This is a genomic window from Streptomyces sp. NBC_01546 (assembly GCF_045208355.1).
GTDB lineage: Bacteria > Actinomycetota > Actinomycetes > Streptomycetales > Streptomycetaceae > Streptomyces.
On the sequence record NZ_CP109379.1, the window covers coordinates 8096752 to 8114263 of the forward strand.

A 17512-nucleotide genomic window follows, 5' to 3' on the forward strand; every position below is an offset into this window, starting at 1 on the left:
CGGACCCTGCAGTCCAGTTGGCCTCGACCTGTCCCGCGGCACCCTGGAAGGGCGGCGAGGCCTGCTGCGGCACACCCTCTACCTGGAGGAGCTCACCCACCAGCTCACCGCGGACTGGAGCACCTACCGCCATCGCCGGTGGCCGGCCTCGGCCAATCCCCACCTCTTGGTCAGCTGCGGGCCCACCCTGAGCCCGATACCGCAGCTAAAGCCCGTGGCGGGTGTGGCAGCGGATCCGGCATTATCCCCGTGTGATCGTGATGCAACCCGTTCTGGAGATCGTTGCTGTCGACGACTTCGCGCTCTGGCCGGTTGGCGAGCACGAATCGTACGGCTACCTCGTACTGGACGGGGAGCTGACTCCGGCTGAGGTCGGCACGGCCGTTATGCGAATCGCCGACTGCAACGGCTTCGAGCCGGAGGAGGAGCACGGGCCATGCCCGACCGACCCGCTCGGCACATACCTGCACGGGCTGCTCACCATGCCTGATCTGTTTGCCGCCGGCGGGTTCCGGGTGACCGACAACGCCACCAACACCGTCTTCGTCGAGCTGGGCTGCTGCAACGGCCTGGAGACCTGGCGGTACTGGCTGGAGGTACTCGATGGCTCCGGCTGCTCCTACTTCGGCCACGATCCGTCCTCGATGGCCGAACGCGTCGGCGACATCGTCCGGCTGACGCTCGACGCCCACGGGACGGACGGCAGCCCGGTGATCGAGCTGCCTGTAGACCAGGTACGCACGCTCGTCGCCGGCGCCCAGCAGGATTTGCAGGACTTCCTCAGCCTTGCCGGAACCTGGGCTGAACAACACCTGCCGGCACACGCCGCCGCCGTCACTGCCGCCCTGGCACGGGCACTGGACCTGGCGCCCACACAATGACCAGCTTCCTGACCCACCGAGCGCACGTGCACGATGCCCGACTCCCCCTCCGTCGCCGGCACAGCGCGCTGCGGACCTGCATCACCCTCTTCGCGCCGTACGGCTTCCGGGCGACGTACCACCACCTCACGCTCAGCGCCGCGATTCCCCGGCGTCTGGAGGCGGACCCGGGCGCGCTGGTGCGGGCGGTGGAGGAACTACATGAGGCGCGGGTGCTGTGGCTTGCGCGAGCGGAGGAGTACGCCGCGCAACGCCGGGCAGAGAAGCGGGCCGGGCGGCGGGCTGTACCGAACCCGCGACCGTGGTGGCTACGGAGCAGGTGGGACGGCTCGGACCGCGCCTGGCACCAAGACCCGTTTCGTCACCCGTCACTACGACTGTCCGAGTACGTCCGGAGACAGAACGCGATTCTGGACGGCGCCGAGCCCCCCGGCTGCCCGGCCTGTGGGGATGAAGGACCGCGGGGGCTGCGCTCGACCGGGCACGGCTGGCTCGAACTGTGCCGTCGGTGCGCGTGGGTGCTGGCGCCATGTCCGTGCGGGCAGCGACACCGGTTCGTGCCTGAGATCCCGTTCAGCTGGAACGGGATCTGGCAGCGAGCGCACATGAGCGATGACGGCGTGCCGAACCCTCACTGGCCTGCGGGCTAGCCAGTTGGATGCGGCACGGCGAACGCTCGGAACATCAGATCCGGTCAGTCAAGCCGGAACCCGCACGCGTGGCACCGCCGCAGCCATCAACTGGCACGCAGGTTCCGGCTTACCAACGTTCAGGATTCCGGGAACCCGCGCGCTTCGGCCCGCATCAGCGTGAAGATCGCCCCGATCCACCCGGATGGCACCGAGTGCGACCACGCGGTCAGCCCTCCGGCTCGCCGAGCCGGCGCAGACCCGGCACCGCGACAGCCACAAGACCACGCTCGTCCAGGCCACCCGCTGACCCCCACCCACCCGGCATCCGGGAGCAATTGGTCCCGGATGGCCCGTCGAAACCCAAGCCGCTACGTCATGAGGCCGGCAGCTCGAAGGCCGAAGACCGGCCGGTACGTCGGCTTCGGGGCGAGGACCGGCTCCGCCCCCCTCCGGAGCCGGTGGACTTCTCGATCACAGCAGGGCCGTCAGGCGCTGAACGCTGCGGCTGCCCTCACGACGTACGCCCAAGGGGATCAGGGCGGCATGGGTCGGCAGGCGCACGCCCCCAGTGAACGCAACCCTAGTGCCTGGGCCTTCTGGCGCCGCCGCCACGCCGATCAGCAGGAACCGGCTCTGTAGCCAGCACCAGCCGGGCCGCTGCACCCCGCGCAGTCGTGCCCGCATCCCGTACCTGCTTCGCACCGTCGCCTCTACGCGCTCACCGTGCCGACCGACGACGCGCAGCTGCTCCATGTCGGGCACGACCTGCCCGAACGCTCCCTCCAGGTCGCCCAGCAGGTCCCAGACCCGTTCGAAGGGGGTGTCGATGTGCGCCTCGGTCACGTGGGCGCCGCGAATACCGCTGGCCAAGGCGTGCAGGCGGCGTACGGGGTCGAGGTCGGTGATGGGCCAGGGCTCGTTCATGACGTCCACGCCTTCCGGAAGATGTCGCGGGCCCGGTGCAGCCGCGACTTGACAGTGCCCGTGCGCACGCCGAGCAAGGCTGCGGCGGTGCGCTCGTCCAGGCCCTCGACGTCACGCAGCATCAGCACCGCGCGGTGCTCGGGGGAGAGCCGTTCCAGTACGTCCCGGATGTCGGTGGAGAGTTGCGGGTCGCCACGGGCGGGGAGCGCGCTGAGATCGGCCGGTACGGTGCGGGCGGCGCGGTGCGCGGTGCGGACCGCTTCCCGTACGGCGATGGCGCGGACCCAGCCGTGCAGTGCAGCGGGGTCCTTGAGGGTGCGTAGCGACTTGAAGACCGACACCAGGGTCTCCTGCGCAGCGTCGGCGCCCTGGCTCAGGGCTATGGGCGCGCAGACGCGGCCCACGTACGGGGCGAGGACGTCCAGGAGTTCGGCCATGGCTAGGGTGTCGCCACGCTGGGCGGCTCGCACGAGGCGGACCGTCCGGTCACCGGAGCGTTCATCGGGCACGGTCCGCATCCTTCCACCGCGCCACGCGCAGAGCGGCGACGGTCAGGACGGCGCACAGTGGGGTGTAGAGCATGAGGTTGAGCCAGTAGAAGGCAGTGCCGGTCTCTTTGGCGAACAGCCAGTAGATCCCCGCCAGGGCGCGCAGCGAGAGGCCTGCTGCCACGGCCAGGGTGCCGAAGCGGAGTAGCAGGTGGCGCGGCCGGCGAGAGTGGGCAAGGACGAAGGCGGCGGCGGTGAGGAGCAGGACGACAAGAGGAAGCAGGATCGATGGTGTGAACGGCACGTCCGTACCGAGAACAGCTTGGGAGAGGCTCCTGTCGTCGGCTGCGGGCCATGTGGCTCCCGTCGTCCAGTAAAGGTGGAGCACAGCGTCCACGGTGAGCACCGAGGCGACGAGCGCAGCGGCGCGGGTCGGGGCGGTGGTGGCAGGCCGGTACAGCATGGGTCCTCCTACGCGGCGAGGGTTTCCGTCGGCCTGTTGAGGAGCCGCGCACGCGAAACGTTCCCTCGGGCTGCGTAAATTTTCGAAGATGTGCGAAGCCCACCCGGGTTGAGACAGGACAGCTACCTCCGGCCCTGCCCCCCGCGTCTTGTGCCATCAAAGTCTGAGCGCGTGCCACCGAAATTTGAGCACCTGGGATGCCGGGGCCGAAGGCTGACTTCACACGTCGATGGTCCTTCGAGCGTGTTCAACGAACTGGGCGCGCTTCGATGATGCGTGGTCCGGGAACCGTCTGACCCCCTGGGGCTCCCTCGCAACGGAGGGACCGCCGCCCTGCCCGAGGGTGGCAGCGCTGATGGCGGCGAAGCAGGCCGGGCGACGGCGGCCATCGCCAGAGGGTGCAGGGACTGCCGGAGCAGGGCGCCGATCCCGCCGATGCACAGGGCCGCGTCGGCGTGGACCCGCCGCACCGGATGGTCCGGCCCGAACCAGCGCGGGCCGGGCGTGAGGTGGATCCGGTCCCGGGTGGCCGGGCGCTCGGGTCCCGCCACCCGCAGGAACAGTGCCTCGCCCAGCCGCGCACGGGCACCTGTGACAACCGTCCTCCACTGGCCCATGAGAACAGTATGCTCACCGGCCGGCTCCACCTGGTGGCCACGGTCTGGCCGCTGCACGACAGGGGCCGAGGGCTGACCCAGGCTCTCGGCCAAGCGGCTGGCGGACGGCGGGCGGCCGCACGGGGCCGGGATGCTGCCGTCCGGCCCGCAGCCCGGGGGCGGCAGCTGAAGCGCCGTTGCCGGGGGTTCGCTGGCTGCCCCGATCCTGCCGGGGGAGGGGGGAGTCGGGGCAGCCGGGTGCCGTGCGGATCCTGGCGGCAGCCCGTCGTGCGGCCGGGCCCCTGCCGCGTGCCATCGGGGAGGTGCCGCGCGGCAGCGGCCCGGTGCGAAAGCGCCTCACCCCCACGGTGTGGGCTTTCGTCATCCCGCGTGTTACCCGTCGACTTCTTCGCAAACGCCCCCGGTTGACAGTGAGCGGCGTCCTGAGACTCTCTCAGGCAGAACAGGCGCCGCCCGGGACCAAGGCGCGTCGACGCCGTCGGATTCCGGCCGCACCCCGAGATCGCGCAGCTGATTGGCCGCCAGCATGGCGGTGAACATCGTATTCGGGTTGGCGCCGCCGCCCCCCCAAGTTCGGCGAAGCATTCCGCGTAGTGGGTCGTGAACGCGCTCGGCCGGACCTGCCCGCTCTCCCCGGTCAGCCCGAGTGCCGCCTCCTGCAGGGCGGTTGCAGGGACCGGCCCGGTCCGAGGGGCAGCTGCACGGTGGTCACGCGGCGGGCCCGGCACTCTCCGCGCTGGCTGATCCCCTGCGCCGCCGAGTGGTGCGCGAGGACTACTGGGCATCGTGCCGGCCGAGTCGGCCGAGTGAGCTCAGGGCGCCGGTCGGTACGTACAGGTGCGCCTCGGTCCCGAACCCGTCGAGGGGTTCGGGACCGAGGCGCACCCCCGCGGTATCCGCGGGCGGCAGCGGCATCCGCGGTGCGGTCAGGTCACCGGCAGGTCACCGCTTGAACACGTCCTTGATCTTTTCCTTGGCCTCGCGGGCATCGCCCTTCGCCCCTTCGGCGCGGCCTTCGGCGGTCAGTCGCTCGTTGCCCACCGCGCGGCCGGCCGTCTCCTTGAGCTTGCCCTTGGCCTGCTCCGCCTTGGCCCGGCCCTTCTCATTCGTCGACACAGCTGATCACTCCCTGAGGGTGCGGGAAATGCCTTGCTCTTCGCGTCTGACCCCGATCGCACCCCGCAAACGTGAGCCGCGCGGGCAGGTCGGGAATCCGGTCAGGCGGGCGGGACGCCGAACGGCATGCCGGAGAGGTAGTGCGTGCCCAGGGCCTCGCGATGGTCCGCGTTCCCGAGGTGCTCGTCCCGACGGAACTCCGGAGCGGCCTTGATCTGGTCCTTCGTACGGTCCACGTAGACCTTCTCCGCCGTGTGGTCGATGCGGGTCACCAGACCCGCCGGCAGCAGGACCTCCTTGCCGAGGATCCACACGCCGGTGTCGACGACCAGATAGGCGTCGGTGACCTCGTCGGAGTGCTTGTCGACCTTGCCGATGCTGCCGTCGAGCGCCTCGACCCCGTAGCCGGTGAGGTCGGCCGCGAGGTAGTCGACGCCGACGCTGTAGGCCCAGACGTTCTCCGTCATGCGAAACAACTCCTTCGATCGGAACTGTGGCCCCTCCATCCCCGTGGCCCCGGGTATGGAGGGACCTCCGTCGATGGCGCGCCTGCCCAGAGACCCGCACTTCCACTCCCCTCTCCTGTGTGCGGGACCGCCCGCTCACTCCGAGAAAAAAACGGCGCTCCGACGGTTTGGGCCGACGGAGACCGGTCATAAGCCTGGTCACGGGAGTCCGCGACGGTGAGCGGCGCGGGTTCCCCACCGGACCCGGGCCGCGTGGTGGCATCCCCCCGCCATCACGCGGCCGGGCTCCTGCGTACCCCGGGGTCCATACCAGGCGCACGACGTACTGCCCTCGGTGGCGTACGGAAACCGGACGCTGCCTCGGTGGGCGCTCTTCCCGGCCGAGCCCCTCCCTGTCGCCTCCCCGTCGCCCCGTCGGAGTGGACAGCGGCCGATTCCCAGGGCGGCGGCCGTACGCCCGGATCGGTCCAGGCCGCCAGGGCCTCGCCGTCGACACAGACGATGCCGCACGTGGCGGCGTAGTCGAGGGCCGGTGCGGTGAAGGAACCGGTGGTGACGACGATCGCAACGTCGGCGTCGTGGACGGCGAAACACGTCCCGCCGAAACGCTGCAGGTCCTGCGAGCCGACCCGGTTGTCCTCGGCATAGTGCTTGCACTGCACTATGACGCGCAGCCCGTCTGCGTACGGGACGACTGCACCCCGGTGGAGGTGGTGGGCGGCGCGGCGACCTGGGCGCCGACGTGATCGTCACGACCCCGGAGCGCGCCGACGGAGTGCTCGAAGCCGTCGGCATCGACCGCGGCATGGTCCAGCGCGTCGGCTCCCATATCCGGTGGATCCGCCGAGGGGCGCACGCTTGCTGAGGGCCGCACGTCCTTCGCGGAGCGCACGCCCGGGTCGGGCTGTGCCGTGGGGCGCCGCCTGACGGGGGAAACGCTCCATCCGGCGAACGCCACGCCGATCAGCAGTACCACCGCCGCCGCGGCCACGGGCAGGACCGGCATCCGCGTCCCGGCCGCCGCGGTGACCTTGACGAAGACGGCCAGCCCGCCCACGGCGGTCCCGGCGAGTCCCACGGCGAGCACCAGATCGCGCGGGAGTGGTGCGCCGCGTTGCTGGACCTCGCTCCTGTCCTTCCTCGATGCCACGGGTCAGCGCCTACGGCCCCAGCCCCGTCCGCGGGCCGCCCACCCATGGCCGATGCCGGCGACGTGCAGCGCGAGCGCTGCGAGACCGATCAGCATGAAGTTGGTGGAGCTGAACACTTCATTGGTGCCGATGGTGGCCGCGTTGATCAGGAACGCGATGAAGAACAGCACTGCGGCGGTGATGCCGAGCATGTCCATGCCCCTTTCGGTCGGTGACGGCCGTGTTCCCCGCACAGGCCGGATCATGAGCGGCTGCTCCCGTCGGATTTCGCCGTGCTGCGCAGAAACGGAAGGTAACCCAGTCCCTCCTGTGTCAGCTCCCTCGCACGGGGCAGGGGCGTGAACGTCCATGTCACCTACATCCGTTGAGGAGATATGAACAGCGCTCTTCGTGTGCTGACCGTCCTGGGCGGCTCGATCCTCCTCACCCTCGCGGCCGGTTGGGCCGTCGACCTGCTGCTGCGCCGAGCCGACGCGCGCCACCCCGAGACGCCCCTGTGGAACCTGCTGCGCCGGTGCCGCCGCGCCCTGCTGATCGTGCTGTTCGCGGCGCTGCTCAGAGGTGCCTACCGGCAGATCGCATGGCCGCCGCTGCAGGACCACGCAGCGGCCGTGGGACGGGTCCTCTCCCTCACCCTGATCGGCGCGGGAGCCTGGCTGCTGGTGGCCGTGGCCTCCGCCGTCGTCGAGTCGGGGTACGCCCGCTACGCCACCTCCACCCGCGACCCGGCCCGGCTGCGCCGTGTCCGCACCCAGGTGACCCTGATCATGCGGGTGGTGACGGTCCTCGTGGCCGTCGTCGCGCTCGCCGCGATGCTCGTCACCTTCCCGAGCCTCCGCGCGCTCGGCACCTCCGTTCTCGCTTCCGCCGGGATCATCGGAATCGTGGCCGGTGTCGCCGCCCAGTCCAGCCTCGGAAACCTCTTCGCGGGCTTCCAGATCGCCTTCGGCGACATGGTGCGCATCGGCGACACGGTCGTCGTCGCGGGCGAGTGGGGGGTGGTCGAGGACATCACCCTCACCTTCCTCGCCGTACGCACCTGGGACGAACGCCGCATCACCATGCCCGTCTCGTACTTCACCACCCGCCCCTTCGAGAACTGGTCGCGCGGCGGCATCCAGATGACCGGCACCGTCTTCCTCCACTGCGACCACCGCGCACCCGTGGACCTCCTGCGCGACAAGGCCGAGGAGGTCCTGCACAACAGCAAGGAGTGGGACGGCCGCGGCTGGGACCTCGCCGTCACCGAGACGACGCCCTCCACCATCGTGGTGCGGGTCATCGTCACGGCCAAAGACCCCGACGACCTGTGGACGGTGCGCTGCGCCGTACGGGAGCAACTGGTCGCCTGGCTCGCGGAGAAGCACCCGGATGCCCTGCCGCGCATCCTGCTGGATCCGGCACCGAGAGCGGCACCGGGACATGCACCGGCACCGGGACAGGCGCCCGCACCGGGACAGGCGCCCGCACCGGACGCCGCCGGAGCCGCCGGAGCTGCCGGAGCCGCGCGCGCCCGGCAGTAGGCGCCGGCGGCGTGAACCACGCCCCCACGCGCTTGGCGCGAGGTCGTCGGGACACAAGCGGGGCGTGCTGAAGGCACGCGCCCGGATCCTGCCCGGCGCGGTGGCGGCGGTCGCCGCGGTCGCCGCCGTTCTCGTCTCGCCCTGGTGGTGGGCCGTGGCAGGCCCGTTGCTGCTGCTCGGCCTGGTGGCCTCGTACGACCTCTTGCAACGCCGGCATTCCGTCCTGCGCAACTACCCCTTGCTCGGGCATCTCCGGTTCGCCCTGGAGGCGCTGCGGCCGGAGATCCAGCAGTACTTCATCGAGCGGAACTTCGACGGCCACCCCTTTGACCGCGACACCCGCAGCCTCGTCTACGAGCGGGCCAAGGGCACCGACGCCGACGAGCCGTTCGGCACCGAGCTCGACCTCCACCGACCCGGCAGCGAATACCTCACCCCCTCCATGGCCTCGCATCCGGTACGGACCGACCCGCTCCGGATCCGGGCCGGCGGACCCGACTGCACCCAGCCGTACGACATGGCCCTGCTCAACATCTCGGCGATGAGCTTCGGCTCCCTGTCCGCCGACGCCGTCCTCGCCCTCAACACCCGTGCACATCTGGGGGGTTTCGCCCACGACACCGGCGAGGGCGGCCTGTCCGAGTATCACCTGTGCCCCGGCGGGGACCTCGTGTGGGAGATCGGCACCGGATACTTCGGGTGCCGCACCGACGACGGGGGCTTCGACGAGCGGCAGTTCGCCGAGAAGGCCGCGCACCCGCAGGTCAAGTGCGTGTAGCTGAAGATCAGTCAGGGCGCCAAGCCGGGCATCGGCGGCGTCCTGCCCGGCGCCAAGGGACCTCGACGACCCGGCCCGCGCCGCCGACCTGGCCGGAATCCTGGCTGAGGAGCAGGTCCGCCTCGTCCTCCACCCGGAGACCTTGAACCGCTACGCGTAACTGACCGCTCAGCGACCCAGCCGGGCCGCGAGCCCGTCGAGCACGCAGTCCAGGCCGAACGCGAACTCGACGTCGGGGTCGAGTTCCTCGGCTTCGAGGACGCGGCGGGCGAGCATCGGGTGTTTGCCCGCCGCGAGGACCTCGCTGATGTAGGGGCCGACGCTGCGCTGCCACTCCTCCTCGCTGAGCCCGGTGCGTTGCTCCGCGCGTCGAAGGGCCTGCTGGGCGGCGACCGAACCCAGCACGTATGCGTGCACGGCGCCGAGCGCCTGCGAGGCCAGGGTGATGTCGGGCGTGAGCGCGACGGCGGCGCGCAGCGCGGACTCGGACCGCCGCAACGAGTTGGGGCCGAGCGCGGGCCTCCCCGCCAGTTCACCCGCCAACCAAGGATGCCGCAGCAGCGTCGCACGCAGCGCGTTCGCGACCGCCCCAAGATCGGCACGCCAGTCCTCAGCGGACTCGGGCAGCAGGTCCTCGCCCTGCGCCGCGTCGACCATCAGGTCCACCAGCTCGTCGCGGTTGGTGATGTACCGGTAGAGGGAGGCAGTCCCGGAACCGAGATCACCCGCGACCCGCCGCATCGACACCGCCGCCAGTCCCTCCGCGTCCGCGACGGCCAGCGCGGCGGCCACGTACTGGTCCACCCCGGGCGCGCGTCGACGCGGCTCGGGGTGCGGCCGGGTCCACACCGACGAGGGAACGGGTTCGGTCATCGGGGCGGTTCCTTTCCTCGTTGACCCGCATCCTACCTTCTGGCTACGGTGTATCCATGACGGAGACAGTGTATCCAGACGTACCGGTGCTCGTGGTCGGAGGCGGCAGCGTCGGCCTGCTCACCGCGGCGCTGCTCACCCACCACGGTGTCCCCGCGGTGCTCATCGAACGCCGGTCCGGGCCGTCGGTGCACCCACGCGCCACCGGCATCGGACCGCGCACCGTCGAGGTCCTCCGCGAACTCGGACTCGACACCGCCGTCGACGCCGTCGCGGTCGACCTCCGGGGCGCCGTGGGCAAGGCGGTGGCGCGGACCGTCGTCGAGATGGGCGCGGGCGACGTCGCGACCGTGCCCATGCCGACCCCGTCCGCCGACGAACTGGACGTGACGCCGTTCAGACTGCGCGGCGTCTGCGCCCAGGACCGGCTCGACGCCGTCGTGGCAGCCGATCTGGCACGCCGCGGAGCGGACCTGCGCTGGTCGACCCGCCTGGTCGGCATCGCTCAGGACGCCGACGGGGTCGACGTCGAACTGGAGGGACCCGACGGCCGCTACTCGCTGCGGTGCACGCGCGTAGTCGCCGCCGACGGCACGCACAGCACCGTGCGGACCGCGCTCGGTGTGGGCACCTGCGGGCCGGGCGACCTGGGCAAGTCGATGATCAACATTCTGTTCCGCGCCGACCTGCGACCGCACCTGCGGGGAATGTCCTTCGCGACCTGCACGATCACCACGCCGGAGGCGCCCGGCCTGCTGGCCACCGTGGACGGCGAGACGAACTGGGTCTTTCACGTCTCCTGCGACGTCGACGGCGGCGAACGGCCCGAGGACTTCACGCACGAGCGCTGCGCTGCACTCGTCCGGCTGGCGGTCGGCGATCCCGACCTCGACGTCGAGGTGCGCAGCGTGCTCTCGTGGCGGCCCCGGAGCGCAGCGGCCGAAAGCTTCGCAGTCGGCCGCGTGTTTCTCGTGGGCGACGCCGCGCACACCGTGTCGCCCCTGGGCGCGTTCGGCCTCAACACCGGGGTCGCCGACGCGCACAACCTGGCGTGGAAGCTGGCCGCCGTCCACCACGGCGAGGCCGGTGCCGGGCTGCTCGACACCTACGCGCACGAACGTGAACCGGTCGCCGCGGCGACGCTGGACCAGGCGATGCGCAGGCTCGCCGACCCGGAGCTGCACTGGGGACGCGGACCCGAGGCCGACGCCGCCAGGGCGGCTGCGGGGGTGTGGGCGGCGCCGGTCGTGCACCTCGGTCAGAGGTACGACTCGGCCGCCGTTGTCGACCCGCGGCCGGAACTCCCGTCCACAGTGGACCTGGTGCTGGACGGGTCGCCGGGTTCACGGGTGCCCCACGCGTGGATCGACGGGGTTTCCACGCTCGACCTGGTGGCGTCCCGGTGGACCCTGCTGGTGGGCGCCGCCGGCGAGCGCTGGCTCACCGCCGCGGCGGACGTCGGACTCCCCGCGCATCGCGTCGCGGTCTCGGGGCTCCCCGACGAAGGGGCCCTGCTCGTCCGTCCGGACGGGATCGTCGCGATGCGCGCCACCGCGTCGGCGACGGATCCGGCGCGGTTCCTCACCGAGGTCTTGGACCAGGTGCTGGCCAGGCCGGTCCCGGTGCCGAGAACCTGAACGGGGGCGCCTCGACGGAGGCGCTCCCTTCGCGGCTGGCGCGTGTTTTCGGACGAGGCAGCCGGAGCGCCGTCGACCGCGCCGTGCGGACCCGCAACGGGCCGGCGGTCGGTCAGTGACCGGCACGCGGTTCGAAGCAGCCGCCCTCGGGGTACGGGCCGTTGGTCTTCACCTGGTAGTCAGTCTTCTGCACGAAGGCGGTGACGCAGGCGTCGTCATGAGTTCCTCCTGAGGTCTGCCGCGTCGATCCGGTCCTGGTTCCCCTGCGCGGCCCAGACCTCCATGCCGTGTCCGAACATGTAGTCCAGCACGAGCCGTCCCAACCCCACCCGGTCACGGACCGGCCCGGCACCGGCTGCGAGACCTGGGGCGTGCCGGATGTCGCCCAGCGTGAGGGCAAGGCGGTGGAGGCTGCGCAGCTGAGTGGGGAGCTGAATCCGGGCAACGGGTTGGAGAAGGACTAGTCGGCCTGAGGGCCCTTCAGGTCACCGGCGTCGGCCGAGCCCTGGGATGCGGTCGGCAGCTCGTCCTCGTCGGCCAGGTCGTCCAGGAAGCCGGCCGGGGGCACGAAGAAGAGTGTCCCGGTGACTGCCGTGGAGAAGTCGAGGATCCGGTCGTGGCTGGTGGGGCCGTCGCCGAGGAACATGTGCCGGAGCATCTCCTCGGTGACGTCCGGCGTGCGTGCGTAGCCGATGAAGTAGGTGCCGAACTCGGACCGGCCCGGGCTGCCGAAAGGCATGTTGTCGCGGAGGATCTTCCGTTCGGTACCGTCCGGGTCGGTGAGGGTGTTGAGCACGACGTGCGATCGGGGGGTGTCGAGCTCCGTGTTGGTGAGCTTGCGCCGGCCGATGATCTGCTCCTGTCGTTCGACGGGGAGCCGGTTCCAGGCGTCGAGGTCGTGCATGTACTTCTGCACGATCACGTAGGAGCCCCCGGCGAAGGCCGGGTCCTCAATGCCGATCAATACGGCGCCGGTGGCCTCCTGCCCGACCGGGTTCTCCGTACCGTCGACGAAGCCGAGCAGGTCGCGCTGGTCCAGATAGCTGAAACCGGTCACCTCGTCGGCGACGGAGACAGAGCCCCGCAGCCGGGTCATGATCTCCGAGCCGAGGGAGAAACAGAGGTCCTGGCGGGTGGCCCGGATGTGGAAGATCAGGTCGCCCGGGGTGGCCGGGGCGTGATGGCGGGCGCCGCGCAGCTCCCGGAACGGGTGCAGCTGCGCCGGGCGCGGACCGTCCACCAGCCGGTCCCAGGCCGTGGAGCCGATGCCCGCAACGACACTGAGTCGCCCGTCCGGATAGCCGAAACCGACCGAGCGCTGCAGCCCCGCGAGGTCGGCGAGCAGCTCCCGGACGACGGGCTCGCCGCCCGGATCGACGGTGAGGACGAGGAAGAGCGAGGCGGCGGTCAGCGGACTGAGCACGGGCTGAGGCAGGTCGCGCAACGGAGTCGTCCTCTCGATAGTGGGGTTGGCAGGGTCTGCTGCCAGTCCACTGGTGCAGCGAGGAAGGCCTGGTCACTCGAGCCCTCCGAGGGCGGCGTCGGGTGGACAGTAGTGAGGGTCAGCTGGGCATCGAGTGGGGCCTCTGGTCAGTGGGGTGATGGCTCCGCAGGGGAACACCTTCGGGCGATGTGATCTTGATGAAGTGGTGTGCTTCGGGCTCAGCTGGTGAGGCGGAGGCTGACCTCCAGTTCGTGCTCGCCCGGTACTGTGCCGCGGTCCTCCACGGCGAAGGCCGCGGCCAGTTCCTCCTTGACCTGGCGCACGGGATCGGCCGCGCCGAAGAGGTCGACGTCGACGGGACCGGCCAGGGGATCCGCCGGGCCCGCACCCGCCTTGCGCCGGGTGCGGGCATCGACGGCCATGGACCACACCATGGGTTGCCCCGTAGCCGATGCCTTCACCTCGCTGCGCGGGGGCCCGGCGCCCTCCGGGAACGCGGCTTCCAGGGCGCGGAACACCGCCCCCGCGTCCTGGTGCTCGCAGCTGCTCAGATGGACACTGACGTGATCCGCGCTCTCGGAGCCGCTCATGATGTGGTACTCCCTTGTGCCGTCGAGTCTTGCCGACCAGTCCTGCTGTTGCGTCTTGCCGCCGAGACGGCTGTCAGCCCGACTGTATGAGCCGCCGTGCCGCGAGGCATCAGCATGGGGCCGACCGGGGTCCGCAGGAGGGTCCCGGCTGATGGGCTAGTTGTGATGTGTGGTGGCGGCGACAGGCCACTGCGTGGGTTGCCGCCTCGTGGTCGAGGAAGCGCCGACGCCGGTGCGGACCGTCGGGAGCGATCCCGAGACGGCGCTACGCTTCCGCGACCGAGCGGCCCTCTGCAGGTTCGAGGACGATCCGGGACTGCAGAGCCAATGCCTGAGCGTCGAGCGACGGCGCACCAAGCCCCGTCCCTCGAGCACGGCCCGCTGGGCTGGAAGCACGAGTCCAGGCTGTGGCGCCGATCCATAGCTGTACTGCGCCCTGTATGTCCGGGGCGCCGCGCCTGCGAAAATCCGCGCGGGCAGGCGTGTGAGAAGGATGGTGTCTTTGTGGTGTGTGAGCCGTTAGGGCTGCACCGGAGCGGCGGCAGTCCGGCTCCGGCCCTCGGCACCGCCTGTCAGCACACAGCCCCGCGAACACTGATCCGCTCCGACACCGACCCTGAAGCACCCGCCTGTGACCGGCCTCGTCGGACCTGGTCCAGCACGAGGCAGCCCGCCAGGACGCCGGGGCCGGGACTGGCCGGTGTCAGCGTCGGGCGTCAACCCTCGCCCGCCTAGGGCGTGCGCGGGCGAGGCCCGGCGACCGGAGCGCTCTGGCGGTAGTGGCACCGGGCCGCCCAACCATCCAATGGGCCGAGGTACGGCATACGAGCACGCGGCTCCTCTGGTGTCGGCGACCCCCTGCTGAACCCGCACGAGGTGTGATCCGCCCCAATCGCATCACCTGATCGCCTCCTCGCGTGCCGCCACGGCTATGCGTACCACCACTCGGGTGGTACGGCATCCAGAGCTTCTGGCCGGGATGCAAGGTGGGCCCCCTTCGGTGGATGGTGGGGTCATGAACCATCACCACCAGTCCCACCGGAAGATCGAGATCGACACCCGGCTCATCACGACGGGTGCTGTGCTCACCGCGGCCGGTGCCGCAGTGGCGTGTACCGGCATGGCCATCGCGGCCCTCGCCGTGTTCGCGGCAGGCCGGCGCATGATCCGTGGGATGGACGTGCCTCCGGCCCATCAGGCGGCCATGAAGTGGAGGCAGGCCAAGGAGGCGTCCAGAGCGGGTATGCAGGCGTGGCAGTCGGCGTCCGACGCCCCGAATGGCTCGCTCGCCCGATAAGCGGTCTTGCGTAACAACGGCTAACGCAACGAGCCGGATCGGTGCTGGTCGCCGTACCTGGCCGGCTGGTTGATCACGCAGTAGCGGTTCGGGCGGGACACTTGAGTGGATGCATCGGTGTACCGCTGGAACCGAGGAAAGCCACAGTTCGGCGCCGGGCCGGGTATGTCCTGGTCGGGCGCCGCTTGGCCCGAGGCCGCGGACGCGGTACTCGAGGTCACCGGCGGAGACGTGCGCGGGGCGGTACGCGGTGCGGGTGCCGCCGGGGCATGTGGCGGTGGACTGCCCGCCCACCGAACTGCGAGTCGGGGACCAAGTCCCCGTGGGCGACCGCCTCGTCGCCATCGCTGATCTGCGCTGCTACGCCCGGCGGCCCTTGCGCCCGGCGCACCGCCGCCTGGGCCGGGCCCGGCGCGCACCGCGCGCACCGGCCCCTGAACAGGCGACGCGCCGGCACGTCGTCCTCACATGCCCGGTGCAGGAAGCCCAACTGATGTGCCGGGAACGGGAACCGGAGCGATCGTGCCGACGTGAACGTCGGTGACGGGGCTTAGCGTGCCCGGACGGAAGCGGGGGGCCGTTCACGCACGGACGCGTGATCCCGGACACACACATGACGTGTGCCAGGGCAGAGCCCCACGGCTCGATCCTCAGGGGGGATCTTGACTACATCGCACCGCACGTCACCGCAGCGCAGACGGCTGCGCGCCCTGGCCGCCGGGAGCGTTCTCGCCCTGGCCGCCGGCGCTCTGGCCGCCGCACCGAGCGTCGCCGCGCCGAGCCTGGGCGCGCCGAGTATCGCCGCGCCGAGCTTGGCCGTGCCGAGCCCGGCCGTGCCGGCGCCGGGACCGTCGGCCGTGACCGGAACGGCCGGAGGCCAAGGGCTCCCGACCGTCGTCATGCCGGCCAGGGTCCCGGCCCAGGTGGCCGCTGCCGCCAAGCCGCGGCACGACGTCGACGGCGACGGCGTCAGTGACATGATCGTCATGGAGTACGACCAGGTCACGGCCGTCTACTTGTCGTCGATCAGGGCCTGGAGCGACTACACGATCATCAAGACCGATCCGGATCCGGAGGCCTCGTTCAAGGACCTCCTACCGGTGGGCGACGTCGGCGGCACCACCCAGCCCGAACTCCTCTCTCTCACCTTCGACGGCGTGCTCACGCTCTACGAGGCGGGCGTGAAGAACACCTCGGCGCCCCTGTGGTCCGGCGGCGGCTGGCAGAAGTACAACCGCCTCATCGCCACCGGCGACATCACCGGCGACCGCCGCCCCGATCTGCTGGCCCGGGACCCCGCCGGTGACCTGTGGCTGTACACCGGAACCGGGACGGTCAGCAAGCCCTTCAACTCCCGGGTCAAGGTCGGCTCCGGCTGGGGGATCTACGACCAGGTCGTGGGCGCCAACGACGTCGACGGCGACGGCATCGGCGACGTCCTCACCCGCAACCTGGCCGGCGAACTGTGGTTCCACAAGGGAGCCGGCAGCGCCACCGCCCCGCTCAAGCCCGCCGTCAAGGTCGGTACCGGCTGGAACACGTACAACGTGATCACCGGCTCGGACGACGGCGACGGCGACGGCCGCAGCGACCTGCTCGCCCGCAACCACGACGGCGTGGAGTACTGGTTCAAGTCGATCGGCGGCGGCAAGTTCGCCGCACCCGCCTACTTCGGCAGCGGCTACGAACTCAACAAGTTCATCGTCGGCGCGGGCACCACATCGCTCTTCGGCAAGGGCCAGAACGTGATGACCCAGGCCGACAACGTCCTGGTCAAGTACCACGCCCTGGCCAACAGCGCCTACTACTCGCCGCCGTACGAGGTCGGGAAGGAGACGCCCGGCTCCCGCAACACGTACGCCACAGGCCTCAACAGCCACAACCACGCCAGCTACGTGCAGAACATCGGCACCGACCTCTACGTCCGCGGCGTGAAGGTCAGTACGTCGTGGAACTACACCATGATGGCCGGCCCCGGCGACCTCACCGGCGACGGGAAGGGCGACCTGGTCAGCCGTGACTCCGCCGGCGTCCTGTGGCTGCACCCCGGCGACGGCCTGCCGTACACGAAGTTCGGCACGCGCATCAAGGTCGGCACCGGCTGGAACGCCTACAACGCGCTCGTCGGCGCGGGCGACTACTCCGGGGACGGGCGGCCCGACCTGCTCGCCCGGGACACCGCCGGCGGTCTCTTCCTCTACAAGGGCACCGGCACGGCCAGCGCGCCGTTCGCCGCCCGGGAGCAGGTCGGCAGCGGCTTCAACCAGTACGACACGCTGTTCGTCCCGGGTGACATCAACGGCGACAGCAAGGGCGACCTGATGGCCCGACTCCCGGGAGGCGACGTGTACACGTACACCTCGACGGGCAAGACCGGCACCGCGACCTTCGCCCCCCGGGTGAAGTTCGGCACCGGGTGGAACATCTACAAGAACATGCTCTGACCCCCGCGGCCCCGGGCCGCTGAGAGCGACGGCGCGGGTCCGCCCGCCGGCCAGGGCCGGCGAGCGGGCCCGCGCCCGAGTCAGCCGCGCCGACCTCCTCAAAATCTTCCTACGCTCCGACAGCGAACTCGCCGCGCTGCCCACGACCCCGGCGCCTGACGCGTGCCCGCACCACGGTGGCCGGCCC

Annotated in this window: 17 protein-coding genes and 2 pseudogenes; 7 read left to right on the top strand and 12 right to left on the bottom strand. The window is 70.9% G+C overall.

Annotated features, from left to right (window positions below; all coding sequences use genetic code 11):
* Positions 1 to 260 precede the first annotated feature (260 nt).
* Positions 261 to 881: a hypothetical protein gene (locus tag OHA89_RS36905; RefSeq protein ID WP_406368744.1), complete on the top strand. Its 621-nt coding sequence runs from the start codon at positions 261 to 263 to the stop codon at positions 879 to 881.
* A gap of 1103 nt (positions 882 to 1984) precedes the next feature.
* Here OHA89_RS36905 and OHA89_RS36910 read toward each other — a convergent pair.
* From OHA89_RS36910 to OHA89_RS36950, 9 genes and pseudogenes are all read right to left on the bottom strand, one after another.
* Positions 1985 to 2437: a hypothetical protein gene (locus OHA89_RS36910; RefSeq protein WP_257558968.1), complete on the bottom strand. Its 453-nt coding sequence runs from the start codon at positions 2435 to 2437 to the stop codon at positions 1985 to 1987.
* Positions 2434 to 2946, bottom strand: a complete 513-nt coding sequence (locus OHA89_RS36915; protein WP_406368043.1) for an RNA polymerase sigma factor — start codon at positions 2944 to 2946, stop codon at positions 2434 to 2436. Before OHA89_RS36915 ends, OHA89_RS36910 begins: the two co-directional genes overlap by 4 nt.
* Positions 2936 to 3388, bottom strand: a complete 453-nt coding sequence (locus OHA89_RS36920) for a DUF3995 domain-containing protein (RefSeq protein WP_266616419.1) — start codon at positions 3386 to 3388, stop codon at positions 2936 to 2938. The genes OHA89_RS36915 and OHA89_RS36920 overlap by 11 nt, the downstream gene beginning before the upstream one ends.
* 374 nt (positions 3389 to 3762) lie before the next feature.
* A pseudogene (locus OHA89_RS36925) lies at positions 3763 to 4005 on the bottom strand (DUF2236 domain-containing protein); the annotation flags it as partial.
* A gap of 942 nt (positions 4006 to 4947) precedes the next feature.
* A complete protein-coding gene (locus OHA89_RS36930) occupies positions 4948 to 5121 on the bottom strand; it encodes a CsbD family protein (protein ID WP_215149858.1) in 174 nt (57 codons plus the stop codon).
* A 101-nt stretch (positions 5122 to 5222) separates the two neighbouring features.
* Complete coding sequence (locus OHA89_RS36935) at positions 5223 to 5588, bottom strand: PRC-barrel domain containing protein (RefSeq protein ID WP_266616418.1); 366 nt, start codon at positions 5586 to 5588, stop codon at positions 5223 to 5225.
* Positions 5589 to 5860: 272 nt separating this feature from the next.
* A complete protein-coding gene (locus OHA89_RS36940; RefSeq protein ID WP_266616417.1) occupies positions 5861 to 6250 on the bottom strand; it encodes a restriction endonuclease in 390 nt (129 codons plus the stop codon).
* A complete protein-coding gene (locus tag OHA89_RS36945; RefSeq protein ID WP_406368044.1) occupies positions 6250 to 6738 on the bottom strand; it encodes a hypothetical protein in 489 nt (162 codons plus the stop codon). Before OHA89_RS36945 ends, OHA89_RS36940 begins: the two co-directional genes overlap by 1 nt.
* A 3-nt stretch (positions 6739 to 6741) precedes the next feature.
* The gene (locus OHA89_RS36950; protein WP_257558978.1) at positions 6742 to 6930 is read right to left on the bottom strand and encodes a hypothetical protein; all 189 of its coding nucleotides are present in this window, start codon (positions 6928 to 6930) and stop codon (positions 6742 to 6744) included.
* 183 nt (positions 6931 to 7113) lie between these two features.
* Here OHA89_RS36950 and OHA89_RS36955 point away from each other — a divergent pair, with 183 nt between their 5' ends.
* Both OHA89_RS36955 and OHA89_RS36960 read left to right on the top strand, forming a co-directional pair.
* Positions 7114 to 8262, top strand: a complete 1149-nt coding sequence (locus OHA89_RS36955) for a mechanosensitive ion channel family protein (protein ID WP_406368045.1) — start codon at positions 7114 to 7116, stop codon at positions 8260 to 8262.
* Positions 8263 to 8329: 67 nt separating this feature from the next.
* Positions 8330 to 9037: pseudogene (locus tag OHA89_RS36960) on the top strand (glutamate synthase-related protein); the annotation flags it as partial.
* Positions 9038 to 9208: 171 nt separating this feature from the next.
* On the opposite strand, the gene OHA89_RS36965 reads toward OHA89_RS36960, so the two are convergent.
* The gene (locus OHA89_RS36965; RefSeq protein ID WP_406368046.1) at positions 9209 to 9913 is read right to left on the bottom strand and encodes a TetR/AcrR family transcriptional regulator C-terminal domain-containing protein; all 705 of its coding nucleotides are present in this window, start codon (positions 9911 to 9913) and stop codon (positions 9209 to 9211) included.
* A 56-nt stretch (positions 9914 to 9969) separates the two neighbouring features.
* On the opposite strand from OHA89_RS36965, the gene OHA89_RS36970 reads away from it, so the two are divergent.
* Both OHA89_RS36970 and OHA89_RS36975 read left to right on the top strand, forming a co-directional pair.
* Positions 9970 to 11550 carry an FAD-dependent monooxygenase gene (locus OHA89_RS36970; RefSeq protein ID WP_406368047.1) on the top strand — a complete coding sequence of 527 codons (1581 nt, stop codon included), beginning with the start codon at positions 9970 to 9972 and terminating at the stop codon, positions 11548 to 11550.
* A gap of 287 nt (positions 11551 to 11837) precedes the next feature.
* On the top strand, positions 11838 to 12014 hold the full coding sequence (locus tag OHA89_RS36975) for a hypothetical protein (RefSeq protein WP_406368048.1): 177 nt from the start codon (positions 11838 to 11840) through the stop codon (positions 12012 to 12014).
* On the opposite strand, the gene OHA89_RS36980 is transcribed toward OHA89_RS36975, so the two are convergent.
* Together OHA89_RS36980 and OHA89_RS36985 are read right to left on the bottom strand one after the other, a co-directional pair.
* On the bottom strand, positions 12011 to 12994 hold the full coding sequence (locus OHA89_RS36980) for a Dyp-type peroxidase (RefSeq protein WP_406368049.1): 984 nt from the start codon (positions 12992 to 12994) through the stop codon (positions 12011 to 12013). The genes OHA89_RS36975 and OHA89_RS36980 overlap by 4 nt on opposite strands.
* 218 nt (positions 12995 to 13212) lie before the next feature.
* Positions 13213 to 13584: a hypothetical protein gene (locus tag OHA89_RS36985; protein WP_266616408.1), complete on the bottom strand. Its 372-nt coding sequence runs from the start codon at positions 13582 to 13584 to the stop codon at positions 13213 to 13215.
* Between the two features lie 1015 nt (positions 13585 to 14599).
* Between OHA89_RS36985 and OHA89_RS36990 the strand changes: the two genes are divergently transcribed.
* Both OHA89_RS36990 and OHA89_RS36995 read left to right on the top strand, forming a co-directional pair.
* On the top strand, positions 14600 to 14881 hold the full coding sequence (locus tag OHA89_RS36990; RefSeq protein ID WP_266616407.1) for a hypothetical protein: 282 nt from the start codon (positions 14600 to 14602) through the stop codon (positions 14879 to 14881).
* A gap of 662 nt (positions 14882 to 15543) precedes the next feature.
* Positions 15544 to 17325, top strand: coding sequence for an FG-GAP repeat domain-containing protein (locus OHA89_RS36995; protein ID WP_406368050.1), 1782 nt, complete (start codon positions 15544 to 15546; stop codon positions 17323 to 17325).
* The last annotated feature ends 187 nt before the right edge of the window (positions 17326 to 17512 follow it).

Bases quoted from the DNA above. Each gene is read 5' to 3' on its own strand.
- OHA89_RS36905 (WP_406368744.1), top strand. From the start codon at position 261: ATGCAACCCGTTCTGGAGATCGTTGCTGTCGACGACTTCGCGCTCTGG.
- OHA89_RS36910 (WP_257558968.1), bottom strand. From the start codon at position 2,437: ATGAACGAGCCCTGGCCCATCACCGACCTCGACCCCGTACGCCGCCTG.
- OHA89_RS36920 (WP_266616419.1), bottom strand. From the start codon at position 3,388: ATGCTGTACCGGCCTGCCACCACCGCCCCGACCCGCGCCGCTGCGCTC.
- OHA89_RS36935 (WP_266616418.1), bottom strand. From the start codon at position 5,588: ATGACGGAGAACGTCTGGGCCTACAGCGTCGGCGTCGACTACCTCGCG.
- OHA89_RS36950 (WP_257558978.1), bottom strand. From the start codon at position 6,930: ATGCTCGGCATCACCGCCGCAGTGCTGTTCTTCATCGCGTTCCTGATC.
- OHA89_RS36955 (WP_406368045.1), top strand. From the start codon at position 7,114: ATGAACAGCGCTCTTCGTGTGCTGACCGTCCTGGGCGGCTCGATCCTC.
- OHA89_RS36965 (WP_406368046.1), bottom strand. From the start codon at position 9,913: ATGACCGAACCCGTTCCCTCGTCGGTGTGGACCCGGCCGCACCCCGAG.
- OHA89_RS36970 (WP_406368047.1), top strand. From the start codon at position 9,970: ATGACGGAGACAGTGTATCCAGACGTACCGGTGCTCGTGGTCGGAGGC.
- OHA89_RS36985 (WP_266616408.1), bottom strand. From the start codon at position 13,584: ATGAGCGGCTCCGAGAGCGCGGATCACGTCAGTGTCCATCTGAGCAGC.
- OHA89_RS36990 (WP_266616407.1), top strand. From the start codon at position 14,600: ATGAACCATCACCACCAGTCCCACCGGAAGATCGAGATCGACACCCGG.